The following is a 23,391-nucleotide window of genomic DNA, read 5'->3' as shown; positions in this document are numbered from 1 at the left end:
CGGGGGGGCGGCCATGATGCAATCGAAAACCTGCCGGACTATGTCGGCAAGCCGATACCTGCAAAAAGGCCGGATAAAAGCAGAGCGCCACCTGGGCGCTCTGCGTTGTTTTATGCTGTTTCTGTCGCAGTGACGACCGCAAGGGCCAATCAATGCAAAGTCGGCGGTGCGATCGGGGTATCCGGGCGTTTGCCAAACTCCTCGAAGGTCATCATGACCCCCAGGCGCACATGCTCGTAGAGCACCAGGAAGGAGGCTTCATTTTCATCATCTTCCTGATCGAACTCGGCAGAAACCTGGGTGATGCTGGCGATGTCCTGGATCATCTCCTGCAACTCTTCAGACGCTTTGGACAGCTCCTGCTGCGCCACGCCAAAACCGGCCAGGAATGCCTGGGACCAATCCACCAGCGAATCGATACGCTCGTCGAGCGGCGCCTCGTCGCTTGGCAGCAGCAGCTCGACACCCTTCTGGGCCATCAGGCTCTCGACTATCTCGTGATAGAGATCTGTCATCACCTGGCGCACCGGGGCTGGCAGGCCGAAACCGTCGTTGACCAGATCGTTGAAAGGCGGCAACCAGCTCTTGTCATCCAGTGCCACGCCACCGCAGACGAGACCGCAGATCACGCCATGGGCCTCCACCGCCGTTGCCATCAGCTCATGCTGTTCCATCAGGTCGGCCACGGCCGTGTATTTCAGGGGGTTCGTTTTGCTCATCGAAGATCCGCTCAAAGTTCAGGCAAATATGCAGAATTAATGGTCAGGATCCTAGCATTCTCCCCCTTCCAGAGCCAGCAAGGCCTTGAAACTTCTGCATCTGCGCTATATAGTCCCGCCCAGTTGTCCACGTGGATAAAGGCGGAAATCAGCACCGCCGTATTGAGGAAGGCATGAGCACAGAGGCCGTAGAAATCGTCATTTTGGGACGTCCCTACAAGGTATCCTGTCCCTTGGGACAGCAGGACGCCCTGCGCCAGGCCGCCGACCAGCTGACTGACAAACTCATAGAGCTGCGTCAGCGCTCCAAGGTCTCCAGCAACGAACAGCTGGCGGTGATGGCAGCACTCAATTTTTGCCATGAGCTCTGCCTTGAAAAAGAGAAGAATCACCAATACTCTGAGACCATGGACAAGCGGATCAAGATGCTGCAACGCACCATAGAAGCGGCGCTGATCGAACACGGACAGTATGGCGAATCCAGCGAACAGGACCAGCAGCCCTAATCGCGCAACGTTTTAAAATTCCCTGGGATGTGCGTCAGCCGGTTCAAGTCCCCGAGCCGATAATCATACCCAACAGGGGATCGGCCTTCTGGCTATTGCGCATGCTCGGCACGACCGAGAAGCCTGCGGTCAGATTCGATTCCCGCCTTGAACCTACGGTTCAAGGGCCCAAACCGGCAACGGCATCTCCGGGGTACCAACAGCAAAAAGCCCGTCATCACGATGACGGGCTTTTTCTTTGCTTCAAGATCACTCAGCAACCGGCACGGCAGCACTATCTCATTTGCTCAGCAGCAGATTTTCCTGCTGACGAGAGGAGCTCACCAGCACGGGTATCGACTTGGAGGTGGGGGTAAACGAGCCCTCCCCGATACTGTCGATGGGCACCAGCGGGTTGGTTTCGGGATAGTAGGCCGCGATATTGCCCTGCGGGATCTCATAGATCACCACGTTGAATCCGGTCACGATCCGCTCGCGCCCATCGTTGCAGATGGCCGCCATATCGACCCGATCCCCTTCGGCAAAACCGAGACGGCGGGCATCCGCCCCGTTCATGAACACCACGTTGCGCTGGCCCTTGATGCCGCGATAGCGATCGTCCATGCCGTAGATGGTGGTGTTGTACTGATCATGGGATCGCAGGCTTTGCAGCAGCAATACCGGCTGATCGCTCATCTGTTCGGCATGGCGGGTACACTCCGGCAACACAGAGCGCGGCAGGGTGCTGGCGCGAAACTCGGCGCTGCCGCTGGCGGTATTCCACCTCAGTTGCGCCGCGGCGTTGTCCAGATGAAAGCCACACGGCTGCTGGATGCGGGCATTGAAATCGGTGAAACCTGCGATGGTCTGCTCGATGAGATCGCGAATGCGGCCATAGTCATCGCGCAGCGCCAACCAATCGACCCGCTCGCTGCCAAGGGTAGCGTGAGCCATCCGCGCCACTATGTCGGTCTCTGACAAGCAGAGCGGCGACACAGGCTCGGCCGTACCGGTCGAGGCGTGCACCATGCTGAAGGTATCCTCCACCGTGATCTTCTGGTTGCCGGTACGCTGGATATCGAGCTCGGTACGACCCAGACAGGGCAGGATCAGCGCCGCCTTGCCCACCTGCAGGTGGCTGCGGTTGAGCTTGGTGCTGATCTGCACATTGAGCGCGGCCCTCTTCATGGCCCCGTAGGTGAAGTCGGTGTCGGGTGCTGCGGCGGCCAGGTTGCCGCCCAGGCAGATGAGCACCTTGCTCTTGCCCTCGTGCAATGCCTTAAGCGCCTCATAGACGTTGTGACCACGGGCCCTGGGCAGGCTCACCTGCAGATGGCGCTCGAGCCGGTCGATAAAGGACGCGGTCGGCTTCTCGTTGATCCCCATGGTGCGGTTGCCCTGCACGTTGCTGTGGCCCCGTACCGGACAGAGCCCCGCCCCCGGCTTGCCCATCTGGCCACGCATCAGGTGCAGGTTGACTATCTCGCGGATGGTGTCGACCGAGTGCAGATGCTGGGTCAGCCCCATGGCCCAGCAGCTGATGACGCTGCGACTGGCGGCAAACACGCGGGCCGCCTGCACTATCTCGGCGCGAGAAAGGCCAGATTGCTGTTCGATCTCGGCCCAGCCGGTGGCGCGCACCTGCGCCTCGTACTCGTCAAAGTGGCGGGTATGGCGGGCGATAAAGTCGCGATCCACCACCTCGGGCGCCTCTTCCAGCACGTACTTGGCCATGCCACGGATGGCGGCCATGTCGCCGCCCAGTTTGGGCGTCAGATATTGATGGCTGATGGTGGTGGCCGCCGGGGTCAGCAGCTCAAGGGGGCTCTGCGGGCTGGCAAAGCGCTCGAGGGCCACCTCTTTCAAGTTGTTGAAGCTGACAATCTTGCAGCCGTTGCGCGCCGCCTTGCGCAGGGCATTCATCATGCGCGGATGGTTGGTGCCCGGGTTCTGGCCATAGACGAACACCGCCTCGGCACGGTCAAAATCATCCAGCACCACAGTGCCCTTACCGACGCCCACCGACTGAGTCAGCGCCACCCCGCTCGCCTCGTGGCACATGTTGGAGCAGTCGGGGAAGTTGTTGGTGCCAAACAGGCGGCCAAACAGCTGATAAAGGTAAGAAGCCTCGTTACTGGCGCGGCCCGAGGTGTAGAACTCCACCTCATCCGGGCTGTCGAGCCCCTTGAGGGTATCGGCGATCAGCGCAAAGGCGTCGTCCCAGCTTATCGGCTCATAGTGATCGGTCGCCGGATTGTAGCGCAGGGGCTCGGTCAGCCGCCCCTGATACTCCAGCCAGTAATCGCTCTGGGTGGCCAGCTGGCGCACCGAGTGGGCCGCAAAAAACGCGGCCCCCACCGTCTTGCCGGTAGACTCCCAGGCCACAGCCTTGGCGCCGTTTTCGCAAAACTGGAAGGCGCCGTGATCGTTGTCGCCCCAGGCGCAGCCCGGACAGTCGAAGCCATCGGTCTGGTTGACCCGCAGCAGATTCTTGATGTTCTGGCGGGTCTTCTGGCTGCGCAACACTTGCTTCATGGTGGACTGCAGGGACGAGAAACCGCCTGCTTTGGCAGGTTTTTCAATATGACTCATGGCACTCTCCGATGGGATCCGCCGGGCGATAGCTGGAGTAGCTGACCGGGGCATCAAACTTGGGAATATGGACGACATTGAGGTTGTATTTGAGGGCCAGCCTGACCGCCAGCTGGCTAGGGGACGCCAGACAAACGAGGTGGCGAGCGCCGAACAGCGCTGCTTTTTGCACCAGCTCGCTGCCGCAGCGACTGGTCACCACCAGGGTGTCGCAGGCCTGTGGTTGGCGCAACAGGAGACCGATCAGCTTGTCGAGGGCATTGTGGCGCCCTATATCTTCGCGGCAGTGGAGGATCAGCCCCTGCTCATCCAGCGCCAGCGCCGCATGGAGGGCGCCGGAGTGTTGCCCTTTGAGCTGCCAGCGGGCGATCTGCGGGCGCAGTTCGGCCAGCAAGGCGACATCAAGGGGTGGGGTGAGCGGCAGAGCTGGCAAGGGGGGAAACGCCTGCTCGACGGCCTCCACACCGCAGATGCCGCAGCCGGTGGCGCCAGTCAGCCTGCGCCGACGCTGCTGTAGCGGCGCCAGACAACGATTGGCAATGGTCACATCCAGCACAAAGCCATGTTCAGCGGGGGATACCCGGATATCGTGCACATCGTGGTTGTGCCGGATGATCGACTCGCAGAACAGAAATCCTATGGCAAAATCGTCGAGATCGTCCGGTGTCGCCATCATCACCGCATGGTTGATGCCATTGATATTGATGGATACCGCCACCTCTTCCACCAGATGATCCAGCGAAGGCAAGGCATGGTGGACGGCAGGTTGAACCATGGGGTTGGATGCAGGCATGAAAGGTTGGCCTAAAAATGCAAACTGCATTCAAGTTTAGAGAGGCCGCACCGGCAAAACCAATGAATTAAATCTATCTCCCGATAGAATCACTCTATTGACGATGAATTTTCAATTGATTAATTTTAAGCATCACCCCGCCAGACGCCTCGTAATACCGCCATGAACATCAAGCAACTGCACTATTTCCACGAACTGGCCAGGCATCGGCATTTTGCCAAGGCCGCCAAAGCCTGCCACATCACCCAGCCGACCCTGTCGGCCAGCATCACGGCACTGGAAAAAAACCTGGGCACGGATCTGGTGGTGCGCACCAGCCAGTTCGTCGCCCTCACCGAGGCGGGCGAGCTGGTGCGCCAGTACGCCGAGCGGATGCTGCTCGAACAGGAGGCGCTCAAGCAGGAGCTGGCGCTGTTTCACGGCGAACTGTCGGGCACCTTGCGCATCGGCATAGTGCCCCAATCCAATGTCGACATCATGCCGCTCATTGCCAGGTGCAAGCAGCGCTACCCAGATATCGTCATTCGCCTGTCGGTGCTGAGCAACGAAGCCCTGCTGTCACAGCTGGCGCTGCATCAGTGCGACATAGGTCTGGGGTTTGACGAGCCCCCCGGTGAACCCGGCAGGCACGCCTTCAACCTTTACCCTCAAGGTCACAACCGGATGGCAGTATTGATGAACCGCAGCGCGGCGGAGCCCCTCCCCTCCTCTGCGCCCATGACCCTGGCCAGTCTGCAAACCCGGCCACTGGTGCTGCCAAGCCGCTCCATGCAGTTTCGCCGATACCTGGATCTCGCCGCCGAGCGCGCACGGATAAACCTGAATGTGGTGCTGGAGACAGACTCCCTGTTCCATCTGGTGAGTGCGGTGCGCCACCAGCTGGGCTGGGCCATCGTCAGCGCTGGCCTCGCCCACTCCGCCAGCCAGCTCTCTGATCTGGTCTGTCATCCCCTAGAACCGATCGAAGCCGGCAGCACCGTCTTCCTCACTCGCCAGCACAGCATCACCCCCGCCATGAGGGCCTTTCTGGATCTGGTGGCAGAAGACGCCACCATAGGCTGGGCGCAATAACGAAGAAGCCCGCCAATGGCGGGCTTCTTCGTTATGCAAGGAGCACAGACAGGATCAGGTCGCCATCTGCTCGTGGGGCGATCCATGGTGGCGCAGCCAGGCAAAGCTCAGGGCTACCAGCAGGACCATGATCGTCATGATGGCCCCCAGGGTCACCTGGCCCTCCATCGGGAAGCAAGCCGCCAGCAGAGTGACTATCCCCGCCCCCAGGTTCTGCATCCCGCCAAGAATGGCGCCAGCCGTCCCTGCCTGACCCGGGAAGGGTTCGATGGCGCAGGAAGTCGCGGTCGGATAGAGGATGCCGCTACCGATGAAGTAAACAGCGGCGCCCCCCACCAAAGAGGCGGCACTCACCACCCCGAACAGACCCGGCAGCAGTATGATGAGCGACCCCAGCGCCAGGAAGGCGATGCCCAGGCGCATCAGTTTGCCCTGGCTCAGGCGAAAACTGAGCTTGGCAGAGAGCCAGGCACCGAACAGATAACCGGGCAGCGGCAGCACGAACAATACGCTGACAGTGCGGGCGCTCAGTTTGAGCACATCGCCCAGCAGCACGCCTGCCGCCGCTTCAAACACGGCAAGTCCTGCAAAGGTCGCCATCAGGCAGAGCAGGTTGCCCTGGAAGCGTGGATTGCCCAGCACATGGCGGTAGGCTGCGCCGACCCGCAGCCGCTCTTGACGCGCCGCCACCGGCAGGGTTTCACCAAACCAGGCCAGCAGGGCCAGGGTAGTCACGGCACCAAAACCAAACAGGAACCAGTAGCCGGCACGCCAGTTGAACAGCTCGGTCAACCAGCCGCCCAGCACAGGGGCCAGCAGCGGGGAGAAGATCACCCCCATGCTCACCAGACTGTTGGCCCGGTTGAGCTCGGCGCCGCTGTAGCGGTCGCGCATCACGGTCCGGCTCATGGCACCACCGGCACCGGTACCCAGCCCCTGGATCAGGCTGCCGATCAGCAGGGCCGTGAAGCTCGGGATCAACTGAATGGTCAGTGTCCCCACCAGAAACACCATCATGCCGATAAGCAGTACAGGGCGACGGCCGATGCGATCCGACAGCGGACCATAGACAAACTGGGAGAGCCCGTACGGGATCAGGTAACAGGCCATTACCGCCTGCAACTGGCCGGAGGCCACGTTGAAGTCCCCCGCCATCATGGGAATGGAGGGCACATACAGGGTCTGGGTCATCTGGCCCACAGCGACCATGAGAATGGTCAGAAAAAACAGAGGATAAAAACTGTGCCGATACATATCTCAGTCCCGCAAATCATCAAAAGCTGCCGCTCCCCTGGCAGATAATCTGCAGAGGGGATCCAAAAAAACAGAGTCAATCAAAGGTGAAAATACAAGGCGGAGAACCCGCACCGGCCGGGAGCAGGACACTCCCTTGGCTTGGGGTGATCTTAGTGATTCAGATCACGAAAAACGAACGAATCTTTATAATCAGCTTTCCCTAGTTTTTCTAATGTGACGGGGTTATTCACCCCGTCAGCGACACAAATCAAGGGGTTATCATCGACAAGATGCCTTCAGACCTCGTCATCATACTGTCCGCCGCACGCGGGCAACATCCAACCCCTCATCTTGGGTGCCTGCCGTCATCCCCAGCCGCAGGCAGCGTTCCCCCACCTTGTCGGCCAGGGCTTCGTCATGGGTCACCAGCAGCAGGGCACAGCCGATCTCTCCCTGCTCCTCCAACAGGCAGGCCATGGTCTGCTGCTGACTGAGGGGATCGAGCCGGGAGGTGGGCTCATCGGCAAACAGCAGTACGGGGCGCAGCAACAGGGCCCGGATCAGCGACAGGCGCTGCAACTCGCCCCCCGATACCTGACCCGGCAGACGCCTCAGCAAGCCCTCATCGAGCCCCAGCCTCGCCAGATAATCGATGAGACGCTGACGAGATAACCGATGGCGGCGCAGCAGATCGTCAAACAGGGTCCCGAGGCGCACCCGACTGGCAAACGCCTGCACAGGATCCTGATAGAGTTTCTGCCAGCGATGGTGAGCGACCCCTTCCCGGCGCACCACATGCCCCTGCAAGGGACGCTGCAGACCGAGCAGCACATTGCCGAGGGTGCTCTTGCCCGCACCGCTCGGCGCCATGATGGCAAGCCGCTCCCCTTGTGCCAGTTGCACATCGAGCCCCTGGAACAGGGTCTGTTCACCATACCCCATGGTCAGCCCCTCCCCCCTGAGCAACCAGTCGCCTGTGGCCGGTGCACTTTTCCTGGGCCAGGCCGCCGGCTCTGCCGCCAGCAGGGCCCGGGTGTAGGCGTGAGCCGGGTGATGCAACACCCGCTCGGCGGGCCCTTGCTCCACTATCTCGCCCCCCTTGACCACCAACACCCAGCCACCCAGCGCCCGGGCCAGAGTCAGGTCGTGGGTGATGGTCAACAGCTGACGAGCCTGCGCCAGATAGCCCAGCAGCAGCGCTTGCAGCCTGGCGCGGGCCAGACTGTCTAGCCCCTTGGTGGGCTCGTCGGCGATGAGCAGTCGGGCCTGCCCCAGGGTGGCGGCCGCAAAGGCGGCGCGCTGGGCCATGCCGCCGGAAAGCTGGTGCGCGAAATGACGCTCACGCCCTGCAAGCCCCAGGTGCTCGAGGGAGGCTCTCGCCCGCGAGCGGGCCTGTTGACCTCCCGCAAGCCAACCCTCCTCCACTTGGTGCAGCAGCCCCATGGTAGGGTCGAGCGCCATCACAGGCTCTTGCGGCAACATCGCCAGCTCCCGCCCCCACAGGGCACGCAGTCGATGGGGCTCGGCCAGGTCGTAGTGATGACTGGCAACCTCAAGCTGGCCTTGCCCAATTAGCGGTGCAGGCAGCGTGCCCATCAGGGCATGGGCCAGCAGGGATTTGCCCGAGCCACTCTCCCCCACCAGGGTCAGGGCACTGCCGGGAGTCAGGGTCAAGTCCAGCGCTTGCAGCAGGGTCTGCTTGCCATCGCCAACCTGCACGCCCTTGATGTGAATAGCAGTCATGACCTGGCTCCTTGTGAAGAACGGGGATGGGGCACTGCCTTCTGGTTGAGCAGCACCAGTGCCAGCAGCATCAAGCCCATCACCATGATGGGGGCCAACAGCAAACGGGGTGCCTCCTGATAGTGCGGCAACGCCTCCGTCATCATCAGCCCCAGCTCAGGGGTGGGGGGCTGAATGCCCACCCCGACAAAGCCCAGGGTGGAGAGGGTCAGAATGGCCCCCGCCAGACCGAACGCCATCATGGTCCGCAACTGGGGGGCCAGCTCGGGCAAGAGGTGGCGGCGCACTATGTAGCCGTTGCCAAAACCGAGCAGACGGGACGCCTCCACCTGGGGGGACACGAGCAAGGTGCGACTGCGGGCCCGCACCACCCGGTAGTATTCCACCCACTGCGCCATGGCCAAACCGAGATAGAGGATGGCAAAGCCGCCCTGAGCCATGGCGGAGAACAACAGCACCAGCAGCAGACTGGGCAGGGCCAGCACACCGTCGGCCAGGCTGCGCAGCAGCCCGTCTGCCCAGCCACCGCGCCAGGCCGAGAGCCACCCCAGCAAAGAACCGAGCAGGGCGGCCGTCATGACGCACAGGATCCCCAGCAGCAGCGACAAGCGGGTAGCAGCGGCCAGCCGCGCCATCAGGCTGCGCCCCAGCTGATCTCGCCCGAGGGGCTCCTGCCAGGAAGGGTCGGCCAGAAAGTTGACCAGATCCTGGGCGGCAGGATCGGGCCAGATGAGCGGTGCCAGCAAGGCAAACAGCACCACCAGCAGGAGCAGGCTCGCACCGGCTTTCAATGAGAGATACATGATCAAGACTCCTTGGGACCGCGAGGATCAATGGCGAGGCAGAGCAGATCGGTCAGGGTGTTGAGCAGCACAAACAGCGCAGCCAGCACCAGCACTGTGCCCTGCACCATGGGCACGTCGCGCCAGAAGATGGCATGCACCAGCGCATGGCCGATGCCGGGCCAGGCAAACAGACTCTCGACCACCACCACACCTTCAATCAGGAGCACCAGCTGTACGCTGGTGTAGGCAATGACGCTGACTCCGGTATTGCGCAACCCGTGGCGCAGAAATACCCGTACTGGCGACAGCCCCTTGGTGAGGGCAAAGCGGTAATAATCGGACTGCACGACAGTGAGCACGCTTTCTCGCACGACCCGGGCCAGCACGCCGGACAGGCCGAGCCCCAGGGTAAGGGCGGGCAGCCAGAGGTTGTGCCCCTCCCCGTGCCCGGCGGCACTGAACCAGCCCAGCTCCACCGAGAGCAGCACCATCAGCACCAGACCCAGCAGAAAGGGCGGCAGTGCCCGCATCAGTACGCTCCAGGCCAGAGTCAGCCGATCGCAGAGCCCCCCCGGATGCAAGGAGCTCAGGCTGCCAAGGGGCAGCGCCAGCAACAAGGCCAGCACAACGGCGGCCAGTGCCAGCGACAAAGTCGCCCCCAAATGATGACCAATCTCACCGACGACCGGAGCCCCGGTGACCAGCGAGCTGCCCAGATCCCCCTGGAGCAAGGCGGCCAGCCAGTCGCCGAAGCGGGACAGGGCCGACTCGGCCAGCCCCAGCTCATGGCGCACAGCGCTCGCCGCCTCTGCGGTGACATAGTCATAGCCGTAGCGACCGGCGGCGATGCGAAAGGCGATATCCCCGGGCAGGGATTGCACCATCAGAAAACAGAGCCCGGCCACCAGCAGCGCCACCATCAGTGCCTGTACCAGACGCTGACTCAGGACGCCCACGACAGCAGACAAGGGCAAGCCTGTCATTGCGCACCCCAAGTCAGCCTGGTCAGGTAATAACTGCGCTCTTGGGGATCCAGTTCAAAACCCTTGAGCTGGCGGCTGACGGCTGCACTCTGGCGATACCAGGCAATGGGCAGCAGCGGCAACTCCTGTTGCAAGGTAGCGGCGATGTCGCGCCTCAGCATGGCGGCTTCTTGCGTGGGCAAGGCTTCACGACCAAGCCGCGCCAGTTGAGCTGTCAGTACAGGGGATTGCCAGTTCATTACACCCCAGTCGGCACCGGCCGGGGCCAGGTCCCCCAGCAGGGTCACCAGCGGATCCGGCACCAGCGCATAGTTGCGGGCATAAAGGCCGAGCTGGAGCGAGCCATCCTGATGACCTGCCGGGATCTCGCTCGAGTTGCCCACCGCCACCTTGAGCTCGACACCAACCTCTTTCCACTGTGCCTGCAACGCCGTCGCCAGCTGAGGCAACTCGGGGCGATCCGGGAAGGTACGCAGGGTCAGAGTGAAGCGATCCTTCCCTTTGTGCAGCACGCCATCTGCCCCCTTCTGCCAGCCTGCCGCGGCAAAGGCCGCTTGCGCCGCCTGCACGTCATAGGCAAGCGGTGTCAAGCCGGGCTGATGCCATTCCTTCAGACTGGGAGGAAAGAGCTGGGTCGCCGCCATCTCGGGATCCCGCAGCAGGGCTGCCGCCATGCCGCTGCGGTTGATGGCCAGACTGAGCGCACGCCGCACGGCCGGATCGCTCAGGCGCGGATCGGCCCCATTGAGTTTGAGCTGTATGGTGCGTGGCAAGGTCACAGAGGCAATGCTCACCCTGGGCGCCTGCTGCAAGCGGCGTATGCTGACCGGATCCAGCCCCCATGCGATATCGGCCTGACCACTCTCTGCCATCAGGGTACGGCTCTCGGCGCGGCCGACCGTCAGGTAGCTGACCTGCTCGATGGCGGCCTGAGGGCCATCCCAGCGGTCAAAGCGCGCTGTTTCGATCCGCTGAGGCTGCTGCAAACGAGTAATGCGATAGGGGCCGGATCCAATCACCTGCGTCACCTCCCCCTTGTCGTCATAGGCCCCCCTGGCCAGGATCTGGGTACTGGGATGGGCCAGCACAGCCGCCAGCGAGGCGAAGGGGTGGGAAAGGGTGACAAGCAGTGTCCCCTCTTTGGCCTCAATGGCGACAATCGGTGCGCTGGTCAGTACCCCTGGTTTGCGCCAGGCCTGTTGCAACGCAAACGCAGCCTGCTCGGCATTCACCTTGCTGCCATCGTGAAAATGGGCGTGGGGGCGCAGCGTGAATCGCCACTGCAAACCATCCTCTGAGCGGGACCAATCACTGGCCAGCCCCGGCTGCAAGCCTCCCTGACTGTCAACTTCGACCAGGGTCTCCGCTACCTGCAAACGGGTAAAAAAGACACCGTTGCTGGCCGGGTCGATACTGTGGATTTCCCATGGCCCCACCATGGTCAGTGGCTTGCCATGTGCACCAGCACTCATGCCTGCCAGCAACGCCAGGGCACACCATCCTGAATAGGCGTATTTTTTTGTCATCGTCTCCATCCGAATAATTATTGTCATCAACCGAAAGTCGATCGTTATAACATAACAATTAATCAGGCAGAATGACTTTCCACTCTTGATGAATCACTCGTTTGTCGGGAGTAAATAGCGGGGCCAGGCGATCCCTCTCAGCGAGCATGAATGATGCAACGGCGGGAAATGGTGATGTGAAGACAAGGGGGTATAAGCGAGAAAAGAGATGGCCCCGTCACGGGGCCATCTTGTCAGCTTAGCGAGTCACCATCTGCTGGGCTTGCTTGACCAGATCGGCCGGATCCTCGTTGCGCGGCGGTATGGCAATCCCTTTCTGGCAGGCGGGGCGAGCCGCCATACGTGCCATCCAGGCTTGCAGATGGGTCAACCCGTCGATGGAGATACCGCTCCAGTCATAGATTCGCACCCAGGGCCAGGTGGCGATATCGGCGATGCTGTACTCATCGGCCAGATACTCGTGCTCCGCCAGATGGGTGTCGAGCACCTCGAACAGGCGTCGCCCCTCTTTCTGATAGCGCTCGATGGCGGCCGGGATCTTCTCCGGGAAATAGCGATAGAAGACGTTGGCCTGCCCCATCATGGGACCGACACCGCCCATCTGGAACATCAACCACTGGATGGCCTGGGAGCGACGCTTGGGATCCTGCGGCAACAACTTGCCCGCCTTCTCTGCCAGATAGAGCAGGATGGCGCCGGACTCAAACACCGCGAAATCGCCGTTATCCCGATCGACGATGGCAGGGATGCGACCATTGGGGTTGATGGCCAGAAACTCCGGCTTTTTCTGATCCAGCGCCGACAAATCGAGCGGGATCACCCGATAGGGCAAGCTCAGCTCTTCGAGGGCAATCGCCACCTTGAAACCATTGGGGGTGGCTGCGGTATAAAAATCGATCATCATGGACTCCTTGTGATTCAGGCCCGGGCGCAGAGGCTAACCTCGGCCCATTTATGCCGGATCCGGGTTGTTGCTATGTGCACATGCAGCAAGACAATTTGGATATGGGCTGCACATCTCGCAGCAGCGGCACAATATCGGCCAGTTATGACAAATATTGCGCCGCTTGAACAGCCCGATAAAAGAGGACGCCAGGTTAGCTGCACAACCCCATGGGTTGGCGCTGGCGCAGCAGAATGAGGCGGGACAGCAGCGGAAAGTAGGACTCAAGCTTGTTTAATAGCACCCGGCTGCAGGCGGGATCAGCCAGTTCAGACTCGGCCAGCGCTATGCCATTGGAGACAAAATAAAAACGGGGATCCCGTACATCCGGCCCCTGAATGGTGAGGGAGTCATCCCCCCTGTGCATCAGCAGCGGCAATACCGGCAAGCCGAAGCTATCGCCACTTCGCTGCCAACCGAACTCGGGCCAGACAGTATCGCCATCGAGCAGCAGAATGGCCGCCTCCTCTTTACCCGGCTGCCATTGCGATGGCTGGGTAATATTCACCTCGTCGAAGTAGGCGCCATATCCGGTTGATGCTCTCAACGCCGCTAGCAGTCCCTGGGTAGTTGCTGCCGACGGTTTTTGACTGACTAATGACAAATTCATGATCCACATCCCTATGCTCATGCAGCCTGTTATTCGGCTACTGCCATAAGACTAGACCAAAAAGAGTCTGTATTGGAGCCGTCAGATCTGGCAGTCGCCAAGGTCGGGGAGAAGGCGTATAACGGTTGCCATTATCGAAAAGACTGGTATTATACCGCGTCCTTTTATCCCCCGTTCTTTAACATCCAGTGGTGAACCTATGCATCCGATGCTGAATATCGCCGTGCGCGCTGCGCGCAACGCCGGTCAAGTAGTAGTAAAAGCCTTTTCCCAGCCCGAAAACATCGAGGCCATCCAGAAAGGCAGCAATGACTTCGTGACCAACGTTGACCGTGACGCCGAAGCGGCCATCATTCACACCATCAAAAAATCTTACCCGGAACACAGCATCATTGCTGAAGAGTCTGGTGAGATTGCCGGTACCAATCCGGACTACCAATGGATCATTGACCCACTGGATGGCACGACCAACCTCGTCAAGGGCATTCCGCACTTTGCCGTCTCCATCGCCCTGCGCGTCAAGGGCAAGACAGAACAAGCCGTCGTCTATGATCCCATCCGTGACGAACTGTTTACCGCAACTCGTGGTAACGGCGCCCAGCTGAATGGCTACCGCATCCGTGTCGGCAAGGCCAAAGAGCTGGCTGGCACCGTTCTGGCCACCGGTTTCCCATTCAAGCAGAAGCATCATATCGAACCCTACCTGAAGATGTTCCAGAGCATGTTCATCGAATGTGCCGACATCCGTCGCTCCGGTTCTGCCGCGCTGGATCTGGCCTATGTGGCCGCCGGTCGCGTCGACGGCTTCTGGGAGATCGGCCTCAAGCCCTGGGATACCGCAGCCGGTGAACTGCTGGCCAAAGAGTCCGGTGCCATCGTCACCGACTTCGTCGGTGGTCACAACTACGAAAACTCCGGCAACATAGTGGTTGCCAACCCGCGCGTCCTGAAAGAGATGCTCGGCAAGATCCGTGAGAACCTGCCGGAATCTCTGGCCAAGTAAGCCGTTACCCGCAGCGCACACACATTGAACCCGGTCCAGGCCGGGTTTTTTTATGTCTATTGCAAAGCCATCTATCTGCAAAGCCGCAAAACAATCCTGCCCGGCACCTACCATACCCTCAACCGGAAGCTTGCTATACACATGCACTCAGCAAGTATCTTGCAACCGATATCAAGCCCCTCCCCCTTTGCAGCCTGACCGCCTTGGCTCAATCAGCCACAAGCGGGGGGCTTATCCACTGAGTGCCGGCCTTTTCAGTACTGTCTTTGCCAAATAACAAAACCCGGCATGAGCCGGGTTTTGTCATCAATCCAACGGGGACAGTGCCAGCTCAGCGTGAGCCGACCCGGCACTGCCCTCCTGTCATCAAGCCAGACGGAAGCGACCCATGGTCTGCTTCAGACCGGCGGCCAGCTGGCTCAGCTCCAGACAGGCACGGGCGGTATGATCGGCACCGATAGCAACCTCGTTGGAGGATTCATTGATCCGCTCCACGTTGCGACCCAGCTCATCGGAGACAGCATCCTGCTCGCCACAGGCACTGGCAATCTGGATGGCCATGTCGGCAATCTGGGCAACCGCCTCTTCAATTTGCTGAATGCCGTTGCTGGTCTGCTCGCTCTGCACCACGCACTGGCGGATCATGTCACAGCTTTGGCCTGTCACCTCTTTCGCCTGGTTGGCACGTGCCTGCAAGGTTTCTATGATGGCCACTATCTCGCCGGTGGATGCCTGGGTACGCCCCGCCAGAGTGCGTACCTCATCGGCCACCACGGCAAAGCCACGACCCTGCTCACCGGCACGAGCCGCCTCGATGGCGGCGTTGAGCGCCAGCAGGTTGGTCTGATCGGCGATGCCGCGGATCACGTCCACCACCAGATTGATCTGGGCAGATTCACGCTCCAGCTCGGCGACCAGGGTCCCCGCCTGTTCAATCTCCTCGGCGACCCGGGTAATGGCCACCAGCGAGCTCTGCACATCCTGATTGCCGCGACGGGCAAGGGCGTTGGCAGAGCTGGCAGATTCGGAAGCTGTCTCTGTGTTGCCTGCCACGTCGGCCACGGTCGCCTTCATCTGGGTCATGGCGGTCGCAACCAGGGAGATCTCCTGCTGCTGGCTCTGGATCCCTTGCGCCGATTGTTCGGAAACGGCGCTCACCTCTTCGATGGCGGCGCCAAGCTGAGTCACGGCAGCCACCACTTCTTCAATCAGACCACGCAGATTGTCCTGCATCTTGAGGGATGCCTTGGCCAGCATGCCCAGCTCATCGCGACCTATGTGCTGACGATCCAGCTGATGGGTCAGGTCACCGGCGGCGATGGCGTTGGCCTGTGCCACGACTGCGTACAGCGGCAAACAGATTTGGCGAGTCAGGAACCAGGTCATGGCCATCATGAACAGCAGCAGGCCGCCGATGCTCACCATGGCAAAACTGGTCACCATGTTGACGCTGTCGAGCAGGCTGCCACGGTTCTCCTTCACGAAGCCGAGGTTCACCTCCACCAGGTTGTTAACCGACTGCTCCAGGGCGCCATAGGCGGCATTTGACTGGAATAGCAACGCCTTGGCCTCGGCAGGCTGACCTTGCACCAGCATCTGATCAACGGCATTGACCGAGTTCAGGTACTGTTGCCAGTCCTGCTTGGCACGATTAAATACCTGACGCTCATGATCGGCGCCGACCGTTGCCTCGTAGGCACGAAAAGCACGCTCGACCTTCTGGATATTGTCCTGGATGCGGCCACGACGGGCCTGCAGATCGGCGGCATCGTCAACCATCAACAGGGCAAACTGGGCACGACGCACATAGGAGACGTCGTAGAGCAATTTTTCTACCGAGAGCACGCTCGGCAGGGTGGAGTCGGTAAAGTTCAGCACGCGGTCGCGCACGCCGCGCAACTCGCTGGAAAGGAAAATACCGAATATCACATTGACGGCGGCAATGACCGCAAAAACCACGGCAATCTTTTTGCCGATAGACAGATTTTTATAAAACATGGTGGCTGGTGATCCTCAACTGCTGACAAGCAGGTGCACTGTGGCGATCACATCCGTATGAGCTGATACCCGGGCATTCCTGCCGGGAGGTGGGGCGTTGCGAAAGACCAAGGGAAGGGCGGGTTTCGCGAGGGCGGCACTTTACCATAAAACCGCTCACTCCTTCACCGGATTTATCGGCGAGAAAGCAAGTTGTTTTTCCCCATAACCAGACTTTCATCACGCACTTTTTATAGCGACCAAATCATTTCAAATAGTTAGCCGATGGAGACAATCGACGGGCGGGCATGGACAAAGCCGGTCAGGCTGGGTGTAATGCACAGGATGGTTACAAGCCATCCTCATCTGCTGTAGAGAGGTCTAGTTTATGGATAACGTGTCGGCCCTGCCGGTTTCCTCCTGGTCAGTCCAACTGCGCGAGCAGGTGCAGGCTCGCCCACTGACCGCCCTCGGTCTGCTCATCGCGCTGGCCGCCGTCTTGCTGCTGCTATTGCAGAGCCTCATCATGCTGGCGACTGACGATATGAGCACAGGCGTCCGTTATGGTCTCATCGGCGGGGTAGCGGGCTTTGCCGCCACCGCCCTCGGCGCCCTGCCGGCACTCTTCTTGCGTTCCGTGCCACAACGAGTGGAAGATGCCATGCTGGGCTTTGCCGCCGGCATGATGCTGGCCGCCAGCGCCTTCTCCCTGCTGCTGCCGGGGCTCGAAGCAGCAGAAGGGAGCACTGGGGATGGCTTTCTCGCCGCGGCCGTAGTGGTAGCCGGTATGACCCTGGGGGTACTGCTGATGCTGGGGCTGGATCAGTTCACCCCTCATGAACACGACAAGACAGGCCCCTGCGGCCCAGGCCACCAGCAGTGCTCCCGGGTCTGGCTGTTCGTGTTTGCCATTGCCCTGCACAACCTGCCGGAGGGGATGGCCATCGGGGTCAGCTTCTCTCAGGGGGATATGTCGGTGGGGCTGCCGCTGACCACGGCCATCGCCCTGCAAGACATTCCGGAAGGGCTGGCGGTGGCGCTGGCCATGTGCGCCGCCGGATTCAGACCCTGGGTTGCGGTATTGGTCGCCATAGCAAGCGGCTTGCTCGAACCCCTCGGAGCCCTGCTTGGGGTCGGCCTCTCCAGCGGCATGGCCATCGCCTACCCTATAGGGCTGGGGCTGGCCGCAGGCGCCATGCTGTTTGTGGTCTCCCACGAGGTGATCCCGGAAACGCACCGCAATGGTCACCAGACCCACGCCACCCTGGGGCTGATGACCGGCTTTGCCCTGATGATGACCCTCGACACCGCCTTGGGTTGATAACATGCTGATAAATAGCCTGATATCTCATTCGTTGACGATACTGACATAGCTGGCATCGGGATCTCCCCGAGCCTTCATCGAGGGCCTGCATTACATGAGATCCTGGGTGGCCTCACTGCTTTGCCTGCTTGCCCCTGCACTCTGGGCAGCCAGTTCCCCCGAGGTTTATCACACGGCGGCGCAACCGGAATCGGCTCCCAAGTACATTGGAAACCCGGATGGCCGGATCGGCGGCATTTGCGTCGACCTGTTTCGCCTCATGGAGCAGCGAGAGCCCGCCCTGCGCATCCAGGGCGATCAAGCCTTCCTGCCGCTAAAGCGGTTGGAGAAGAGCGTGCGGCATGGCCAGCTCGATTTTATCTGTGGTGTCGGCGACAACCCGGCGCGTCGGCATCAGTTCATCTATCTGCAACCACCTGTGTTTACCGTGCGCTACCACCTGGCGGTGCGCAGCGACGACACTGTCGAGGTCAAGGGCTGGGATGATGTCAGAGCACTCGGCAAGGAGGGCTCCATCCTGATCAATCATGGCAGCGGCGCCATAGAGCGGCTGCAAACCATAGGCGGTCTCATCATAGATAGCGGCGGGATCAGCAGCTCCGCCAATTACCACAAGCTGCTGATGAAACGGGGACGTTTCGTCTATTACCGCTCACCGGGTTTTGAATTCGATATCCGCCAGCACAACCTCGCCAGCCAGATCCGCATACTCCCGACCGTCATGGAGGAAACGCCCTTTTATATCCTGTTTTACCAGCAGACTTCTCCCGAGCGGCTTGGCCTGTTTGCCAACACGCTGCAGCAAGTCGCCAACAGCGGGGAGCTGGCCAGCCTGGTCGAGCATTACCGCTAGCGTATCTTCCCCCATGCCATCTGAATGCTCGGCGCCATCACCAACTTTTGTTATGATCCACAACAACTTATTCGGCCGTGCGGCCATCGAGACGAGGTGAGTGATGAAAGTAGGTATTATCGGCGCCATGGAACAGGAAGTGGCCCTGCTGCGCAGCCAGATGAACGAACCAACCACACTGCAACTGGGCGGCTGCGAATTCTATCAAGGCAAACTGGCAGGCAAAGAGGTAATCCTGACTCGCTCCGGCATCGGTAAGGTCGCCGCCAGTGTCGCCACCAGCCTGCTGCTGGAAAAATTTGCCCCGGATTGTGTCATCAACACAGGCTCAGCTGGCGGCTTCGCTCAGGATCTGCACATCGGTGATGTGGTCATCGCCGATGAGATGCGCTTTCACGATGTGGACGTGACCGCCTTTGGTTATGAGATGGGCCAGATGGCACAGCAACCTGCCGCCTTCCCCTGCGATGAGAAACTGATCGCGGTGGCGCAGGATTGCATCGCCGAGCAAGGCAAGCATCAAACCAAAGTTGGCCTCATCTGCACCGGTGATCAGTTCATGTGCAAACCAGACGCCATCGCCAAGGCCCGTGCCGATTTCCCGCAGATGCTGGCGGTCGAAATGGAAGGGGCCGCCATCGGCCAGGTGTGCCACATGTTCAAGGTGCCCTATCTGGTGGTGCGCGCCATGTCGGACATCGCAGGCAAGGAACAGGTTGAATCCTTCGATGCCTTCATCGAGGTGGCGGGCCAGCATTCCGCCGAGATGATCATCAAGATGCTCGGCAAACTGTGATCGACCTCGCCACACTGGAACACATGGCCGCCACTCCGGCGGCCATTTTGCTCGGGGCCATGCTGCTGGAAGCCATACTGCCCTGGCCTGCCCAGTTCAGACTCTCTGCCCTGGTACCCCTGCTGACCCGCCTGGGCCACAAGGTTCACCGCCCCGATGGCTCCCCCCAGCAACAATTTCGGGCCGGCCTGCTGGCCATGCTGGTCGTCTGGCTGCCATGCGCAGCCGGACTCTGGGCGGTGCGCAACCTCTCCCTCTCCGAGCCGCTGTTTGACCTGTTGTTTCTGTTGCTGATGATAGAGTCCCGTCCGTTGCGCGAGCTGGCCAAGGCAACCCGTTCCCTGGCAAGCCAGGAGACGCTGGTCGTTGCCCGCCTACAGGCAGCGCCCTGGCTCAGGCGCGATACCGGCAAGCTCTCCGTGATGGGGATTGCCAAGGCCGTCAGCGAGACCTGCGCACTGCGCCTGGCAGGACAATGGGCGGGCCCCTTGCTGGGGTTTGCACTGGCGGGCGTTCAGGGCGCCCTGCTGTGGCGACTTGCTCAATTGATGAATCAGGGCTGGAGCCCCAAGCAAGCGACATTCAGCCACTTCGGCCGCTCCGCCGCCGTGCTTTATCAGGCCCTCTGCACCCCAGCCATACTGCTGCTGGCACTGCCCCTGTTCCTGACTCAAGTGCGCCAGCTGGGCGCCAGGATGCGCACTGCCATTCAGTGGCCCTACCCCGCCATGGGCATCTTGCTCGCCCAGCTATCCAGCTCGCTTGGCATCCGGCTGGGTGGCCCCCGCTATTATCAGGACACCCTGTTTCGCTTCCCGGCATTTGATGCACCAAGCGACCCGGCCGCCGCCACTGCGCTACGCGTACTCAACCGGTTGCAACTGATTGGCTGGGGTTGGCTCGCACTGGCCGCATTGCTCACAGTGCTGGAGCAACTCCATGGCTAACTATTTCGCCCTGCTTTGCCTGCTCTGCTGTTCGCTAACGCTGCAGGCTGCAACACCGATGCGCATCGTCAGTCTGACCCCCCATCTGACCGAGCTGTTGTTCCTCGTCGGGGCAGGCGATCGCATCGTCGCCACCGATGATGCATCGGATTTTCCGCCAGAAGTGAACGATCGCCCGCACGTGGCCAACTACCGCAGCATCAACCTTGAAGCCCTGCTGGCCCAGAAACCGGATCTGGTCGTGGCCTGGCGCTCTGCCCAATCCCGTATGCTGGCACCTGTCGAACAGCTGGGGATCCCTGTGTTCTACTCTGAGCCCACGGATTTTGCCTCCCTGGCCACCGAAATTCGGGCGCTGGGAGCACTGCTGGACCTGGAGCAGACAGCGAACACTCAGGCCGAGGCCTACCTCGCCAGATTGGCGGCGCTCAAGCAACGTTATGGTCAGCCCAACCATATCAAGGTGTTTTATCAGCTCTGGTATCCGCCCCTGACCAGCGTCAGCGGCTCGGCATGGCCAGCCCAGGCCATCGAACTGTGCGGTGCAGAGAACCTGATGGCTGGCGCCAGAACCCCTTACCCTCAGGTCAATTTGGAGCAGGTGATCAAGTCTGACCCTGCGCTCATTCTGGCTGGTAGTCAGGATCCTGACGCTTTACGTCACTGGCAACAATGGCCCATGGTCGATGCAGTCAAACATCAACGATTGCAACTCATCAATTCGGATGAACTGCACCGCTTCACCCCGAGGGCGCTCAATGCCGTGGAGCAGGTATGTAATGCCATCGCTCGCGTTCAAGCAAAATAGCCACTGGCAATAACTCAACGATATTGAAAACAGAGACGCCGGCATCCGCCGGCGTCTTGTTGTGTCTGAAAACTATCTCTTCACTGAAAGGCATTACCTGCTGGTCAGGTATGTTTGAACACATTGAGCCCAGCAAAGTAGGTGGAGTCCTGCCGCTGGAATGCATCTGCATACATAACCTTGCTCTCCTCAAAGAAGCGCCCGAGTATTGATTCAGCTTCTTTCAGCTTTATTTCAAACTCGTCAGAGTCTGCATTTACCAAGGCCATCATCAGGCTGATGATATTGGCATAGAAATAGTTTATCGAGCCTATCATCACACGATAGAGATGGCATTCACGGCTCATGAGCAAGTAGAGAAGATAGTCATGGTGTCGTTGCATAAGTGCCAACACGGCATTGTGCTCACGCGGAACCTGTTGCCAATCCGCTTGAAATTTATCTATCAGCTCATCGAAAAGCGATGCATTGAGCGCGGCATTGAAGTCTATGCTGGTCATGTCGAAAGGCTGGAAGCAGCGATCCATCACCTCATCCATCAATCGTACTTTATCCAGTTCGGGCCAAGATGGCTGCAAGGATTCGACACCTTGAGGTATGGCGCCCTCGATATAGGCTCCATCACTGCTGTTGATGCACCGCAAATCAGGATAATTATTCAGCACACGCTCCATATTATGGATGGCGAGCCCAAACAAATGATTGATGCGCACCTCCCCACCAAAATTGCCTGGTGCCGGGAAGGTATCTTTCAGATTCTCGTTATATTTGGCTTCTTTCTTGTCGTTGTAATACAAGCTCAAACTGGAGTGGTGTTTGCCGGCCGACTTGTAGCCATTATCAATGCCGAATAGATACACCTGCTTGAAGCCCAGCAAAGCGGCATAGTTGAGTCCGGTATTCCCCACAAACGGGTTGGAAAACTCAATGGTGTCATATTCAAATGCCTGACCAAAGGCACTGATCAGCATGGAAAACATGGGTTCATTGGGTTTGAACGTCAATCCCGTCTTGCGGAAGAATCCTTTGCACTCGGGGTGAATAACATCAACGCTCAGGAAGACGGTGTCCTTGATAAAGTCATCTGCATCAAGAATGCGCAGGAAATCTGCAGAACTCTTGGTACGCTCTACGGCTACATAGATATCTGGCTTGACGCCCGCCTTGTGAAGCGCACTGACAGCCGTACCACAAGCGATAATGACAGCCTGTTGCTGATGCTGCTTTATAAAGTCAATGCTCTGATCCAGAGAAGGACCATTACCCACAACAAACACAGGCACCTGGCTGAATGCCGATGTATCACGCTGCCGCTTCAGGAACGGGGTTCCCTCTTGCAGATGATTATGGCTGTGAGCCAGCGCGTAGATATTGTCGTCAAAGAAGCCCCAGCCCGTTTTGAGCAGGTAAAACTCGCTCTCTACCTGATTTATCAGCGCGTGCAGCTTGGGAGAATGGTAATGGCAAAAAGAGAAGTAGCTAGCCGACCAGAATGCCCCCTTGCGATGGAGGGCTTCCATCATATCCGCTACCAGCAGTTGTTCGTCGACACCGATGAACAGATGCAAGCTAAGTGACTCGCGTTCCATATATTCGAACAATTCATGCCAATCGAAACAGTAGAGTGAGGCATAGAACATATCGAGATCGGGCTCGAAGGCAAACAGGTTCCTGATCTTACACTGCTCATAGAGATAACCCAGCTGGTATCCCAAGCCGATCCCGTACATCAGTGACAACGGAATATCTGAGTGCAGGGCACTATTCAACCGCAAACCTTCCAAGGCTGACTTTTCTTTTAACTTGGATATTTCATTATTAAATTTTATGTGGATCTGGCCATCGATATGCCACTGAGGAATAAAGTCGATGCACTGCAACACACTCTGATCGATCACTTCTGCTATCTGTGCCTGTACCTCGGCAAACGGGTCTTCACCATAGAGAGACACCCCATCATCAAGCCACAAGATATTGGGAATACCATTGTCATTGCAGAAAAAACGAAATGGCCGGACGGGCTGGTAATCTTTGAAATAATCATGAATGCCGGGCATGTGTTTTGCGAAAGCAGCCATATTGAGCTGATGACGAACAGGCAGCACATCCAGCATGGCGGCTTCCTGTTTTTTTTGCCGCTCTAGGCGAGAGAGTTCATTTTCTACATCGGCAATATTTTTATTAAAATCCATGATAT

20 protein-coding genes and 1 other RNA gene are annotated in these 23,391 nt (G+C 59.5%); 9 read left to right on the top strand and 12 right to left on the bottom strand.

Features of this window, described 5'->3' with window-relative positions; all coding sequences use genetic code 11:
- Positions 1 to 149: 149 nt before the first annotated feature.
- The gene (locus tag AC1P02_RS14080; protein WP_017411397.1) at positions 150 to 719 is read right to left on the bottom strand and encodes a UPF0149 family protein; all 570 of its coding nucleotides are present in this window, start codon (positions 717 to 719) and stop codon (positions 150 to 152) included.
- Positions 720 to 892: 173 nt separating this feature from the next.
- On the opposite strand from AC1P02_RS14080, the gene zapA reads away from it, so the two are divergent.
- Entirely contained in the window at positions 893 to 1,225 is a 333-nt protein-coding gene (gene zapA / locus AC1P02_RS14075; RefSeq protein ID WP_485182492.1) for a cell division protein ZapA, read from the top strand.
- Between the two features lie 16 nt (positions 1,226 to 1,241).
- Positions 1,242 to 1,424, top strand: a non-coding RNA gene (ssrS, locus tag AC1P02_RS14070) — 6S RNA.
- A gap of 80 nt (positions 1,425 to 1,504) precedes the next feature.
- Here the strand turns inward: ssrS and AC1P02_RS14065 are convergent.
- Together AC1P02_RS14065 and AC1P02_RS14060 are read right to left on the bottom strand one after the other, a co-directional pair.
- Positions 1,505 to 3,796, bottom strand: a complete 2,292-nt coding sequence (locus AC1P02_RS14065) for an FdhF/YdeP family oxidoreductase (protein WP_485182491.1) — start codon at positions 3,794 to 3,796, stop codon at positions 1,505 to 1,507.
- On the bottom strand, positions 3,783 to 4,589 hold the full coding sequence (locus AC1P02_RS14060; RefSeq protein WP_236091728.1) for a formate dehydrogenase accessory sulfurtransferase FdhD: 807 nt from the start codon (positions 4,587 to 4,589) through the stop codon (positions 3,783 to 3,785). The genes AC1P02_RS14065 and AC1P02_RS14060 overlap by 14 nt, the downstream gene beginning before the upstream one ends.
- 162 nt (positions 4,590 to 4,751) lie before the next feature.
- Here AC1P02_RS14060 and AC1P02_RS14055 point away from each other — a divergent pair, with 162 nt between their 5' ends.
- Complete coding sequence (locus AC1P02_RS14055; protein ID WP_485182490.1) at positions 4,752 to 5,660, top strand: LysR family transcriptional regulator; 909 nt, start codon at positions 4,752 to 4,754, stop codon at positions 5,658 to 5,660.
- Between the two features lie 54 nt (positions 5,661 to 5,714).
- Here AC1P02_RS14055 and emrD read toward each other — a convergent pair whose 3' ends face one another.
- The 7 genes from emrD to AC1P02_RS14020 form a co-directional block, all read right to left on the bottom strand.
- The gene (gene emrD, locus AC1P02_RS14050) at positions 5,715 to 6,914 is read right to left on the bottom strand and encodes a multidrug efflux MFS transporter EmrD (protein ID WP_058394721.1); all 1,200 of its coding nucleotides are present in this window, start codon (positions 6,912 to 6,914) and stop codon (positions 5,715 to 5,717) included.
- Between the two features lie 291 nt (positions 6,915 to 7,205).
- Positions 7,206 to 8,639, bottom strand: a complete 1,434-nt coding sequence (locus tag AC1P02_RS14045) for an ABC transporter ATP-binding protein (RefSeq protein WP_485182489.1) — start codon at positions 8,637 to 8,639, stop codon at positions 7,206 to 7,208.
- Complete coding sequence (locus tag AC1P02_RS14040) at positions 8,636 to 9,442, bottom strand: ABC transporter permease (protein WP_485182488.1); 807 nt, start codon at positions 9,440 to 9,442, stop codon at positions 8,636 to 8,638. Before AC1P02_RS14040 ends, AC1P02_RS14045 begins: the two co-directional genes overlap by 4 nt.
- 2 nt (positions 9,443 to 9,444) lie before the next feature.
- Positions 9,445 to 10,407 carry an ABC transporter permease gene (locus tag AC1P02_RS14035; protein ID WP_485182487.1) on the bottom strand — a complete coding sequence of 321 codons (963 nt, stop codon included), beginning with the start codon at positions 10,405 to 10,407 and terminating at the stop codon, positions 9,445 to 9,447.
- A complete protein-coding gene (locus AC1P02_RS14030; RefSeq protein ID WP_485182486.1) occupies positions 10,404 to 11,933 on the bottom strand; it encodes an ABC transporter substrate-binding protein in 1,530 nt (509 codons plus the stop codon). Before AC1P02_RS14030 ends, AC1P02_RS14035 begins: the two co-directional genes overlap by 4 nt.
- Positions 11,934 to 12,171: 238 nt before the next feature.
- Positions 12,172 to 12,834: a glutathione S-transferase family protein gene (locus AC1P02_RS14025; protein ID WP_485185456.1), complete on the bottom strand. Its 663-nt coding sequence runs from the start codon at positions 12,832 to 12,834 to the stop codon at positions 12,172 to 12,174.
- A 196-nt stretch (positions 12,835 to 13,030) separates the two neighbouring features.
- Positions 13,031 to 13,486, bottom strand: coding sequence for a hypothetical protein (locus AC1P02_RS14020; RefSeq protein WP_011898874.1), 456 nt, complete (start codon positions 13,484 to 13,486; stop codon positions 13,031 to 13,033).
- 199 nt (positions 13,487 to 13,685) lie between these two features.
- Here AC1P02_RS14020 and suhB point away from each other — a divergent pair, with 199 nt between their 5' ends.
- Positions 13,686 to 14,489, top strand: a complete 804-nt coding sequence (gene suhB, locus AC1P02_RS14015) for an inositol-1-monophosphatase (protein ID WP_005310327.1) — start codon at positions 13,686 to 13,688, stop codon at positions 14,487 to 14,489.
- Between the two features lie 366 nt (positions 14,490 to 14,855).
- Here suhB and AC1P02_RS14010 read toward each other — a convergent pair whose 3' ends face one another.
- Positions 14,856 to 16,487 carry a methyl-accepting chemotaxis protein gene (locus AC1P02_RS14010; RefSeq protein ID WP_485182485.1) on the bottom strand — a complete coding sequence of 544 codons (1,632 nt, stop codon included), beginning with the start codon at positions 16,485 to 16,487 and terminating at the stop codon, positions 14,856 to 14,858.
- A 367-nt stretch (positions 16,488 to 16,854) separates the two neighbouring features.
- Between AC1P02_RS14010 and AC1P02_RS14005 the strand changes: the two genes are divergently transcribed.
- The 5 genes from AC1P02_RS14005 (at position 16,855) to AC1P02_RS13985 (ending at position 21,194) form a co-directional block, all read left to right on the top strand.
- On the top strand, positions 16,855 to 17,787 hold the full coding sequence (locus tag AC1P02_RS14005; RefSeq protein ID WP_485182484.1) for a ZIP family metal transporter: 933 nt from the start codon (positions 16,855 to 16,857) through the stop codon (positions 17,785 to 17,787).
- 97 nt (positions 17,788 to 17,884) lie between these two features.
- A complete protein-coding gene (locus AC1P02_RS14000; protein WP_169046350.1) occupies positions 17,885 to 18,643 on the top strand; it encodes a substrate-binding periplasmic protein in 759 nt (252 codons plus the stop codon).
- Between the two features lie 103 nt (positions 18,644 to 18,746).
- The gene (mtnN, locus tag AC1P02_RS13995; RefSeq protein ID WP_058394726.1) at positions 18,747 to 19,439 is read left to right on the top strand and encodes a 5'-methylthioadenosine/S-adenosylhomocysteine nucleosidase; all 693 of its coding nucleotides are present in this window, start codon (positions 18,747 to 18,749) and stop codon (positions 19,437 to 19,439) included.
- The gene (locus AC1P02_RS13990) at positions 19,436 to 20,386 is read left to right on the top strand and encodes a cobalamin biosynthesis protein CobD/CbiB (RefSeq protein WP_485182483.1); all 951 of its coding nucleotides are present in this window, start codon (positions 19,436 to 19,438) and stop codon (positions 20,384 to 20,386) included. Before mtnN ends, AC1P02_RS13990 begins: the two co-directional genes overlap by 4 nt.
- Entirely contained in the window at positions 20,379 to 21,194 is an 816-nt protein-coding gene (locus tag AC1P02_RS13985; RefSeq protein WP_271786478.1) for a cobalamin-binding protein, read from the top strand. The genes AC1P02_RS13990 and AC1P02_RS13985 overlap by 8 nt, the downstream gene beginning before the upstream one ends.
- A 104-nt stretch (positions 21,195 to 21,298) precedes the next feature.
- Here AC1P02_RS13985 and AC1P02_RS13980 read toward each other — a convergent pair whose 3' ends face one another.
- Entirely contained in the window at positions 21,299 to 23,386 is a 2,088-nt protein-coding gene (locus AC1P02_RS13980; RefSeq protein WP_271786479.1) for a motility associated factor glycosyltransferase family protein, read from the bottom strand.
- Positions 23,387 to 23,391 lie beyond the last annotated feature (5 nt).

It is taken from the genome of Aeromonas sp. TS_SC_11, assembly GCF_057318915.1.
This window is presented reverse-complemented; position numbering and strand designations above follow the sequence as displayed.

Bases quoted from the DNA above. Each gene is read 5' to 3' on its own strand.
- AC1P02_RS14030 (WP_485182486.1), bottom strand. From the start codon at position 11,933: ATGACAAAAAAATACGCCTATTCAGGATGGTGTGCCCTGGCGTTGCTG.
- AC1P02_RS14035 (WP_485182487.1), bottom strand. From the start codon at position 10,407: ATGACAGGCTTGCCCTTGTCTGCTGTCGTGGGCGTCCTGAGTCAGCGT.
- AC1P02_RS14000 (WP_169046350.1), top strand. From the start codon at position 17,885: ATGAGATCCTGGGTGGCCTCACTGCTTTGCCTGCTTGCCCCTGCACTC.
- AC1P02_RS14045 (WP_485182489.1), bottom strand. From the start codon at position 8,639: ATGACTGCTATTCACATCAAGGGCGTGCAGGTTGGCGATGGCAAGCAG.
- AC1P02_RS14020 (WP_011898874.1), bottom strand. From the start codon at position 13,486: ATGAATTTGTCATTAGTCAGTCAAAAACCGTCGGCAGCAACTACCCAG.
- emrD (WP_058394721.1), bottom strand. From the start codon at position 6,914: ATGTATCGGCACAGTTTTTATCCTCTGTTTTTTCTGACCATTCTCATG.
- suhB (WP_005310327.1), top strand. From the start codon at position 13,686: ATGCATCCGATGCTGAATATCGCCGTGCGCGCTGCGCGCAACGCCGGT.
- zapA (WP_485182492.1), top strand. From the start codon at position 893: ATGAGCACAGAGGCCGTAGAAATCGTCATTTTGGGACGTCCCTACAAG.
- AC1P02_RS14065 (WP_485182491.1), bottom strand. From the start codon at position 3,796: ATGAGTCATATTGAAAAACCTGCCAAAGCAGGCGGTTTCTCGTCCCTG.
- AC1P02_RS14025 (WP_485185456.1), bottom strand. From the start codon at position 12,834: ATGATCGATTTTTATACCGCAGCCACCCCCAATGGTTTCAAGGTGGCG.
- AC1P02_RS14080 (WP_017411397.1), bottom strand. From the start codon at position 719: ATGAGCAAAACGAACCCCCTGAAATACACGGCCGTGGCCGACCTGATG.
- AC1P02_RS14005 (WP_485182484.1), top strand. From the start codon at position 16,855: ATGGATAACGTGTCGGCCCTGCCGGTTTCCTCCTGGTCAGTCCAACTG.
- AC1P02_RS13985 (WP_271786478.1), top strand. From the start codon at position 20,379: ATGGCTAACTATTTCGCCCTGCTTTGCCTGCTCTGCTGTTCGCTAACG.
- AC1P02_RS14010 (WP_485182485.1), bottom strand. From the start codon at position 16,487: ATGTTTTATAAAAATCTGTCTATCGGCAAAAAGATTGCCGTGGTTTTT.
- AC1P02_RS14055 (WP_485182490.1), top strand. From the start codon at position 4,752: ATGAACATCAAGCAACTGCACTATTTCCACGAACTGGCCAGGCATCGG.
- mtnN (WP_058394726.1), top strand. From the start codon at position 18,747: ATGAAAGTAGGTATTATCGGCGCCATGGAACAGGAAGTGGCCCTGCTG.
- AC1P02_RS14040 (WP_485182488.1), bottom strand. From the start codon at position 9,442: ATGTATCTCTCATTGAAAGCCGGTGCGAGCCTGCTCCTGCTGGTGGTG.
- AC1P02_RS14060 (WP_236091728.1), bottom strand. From the start codon at position 4,589: ATGCCTGCATCCAACCCCATGGTTCAACCTGCCGTCCACCATGCCTTG.
- AC1P02_RS13980 (WP_271786479.1), bottom strand. From the start codon at position 23,386: ATGGATTTTAATAAAAATATTGCCGATGTAGAAAATGAACTCTCTCGC.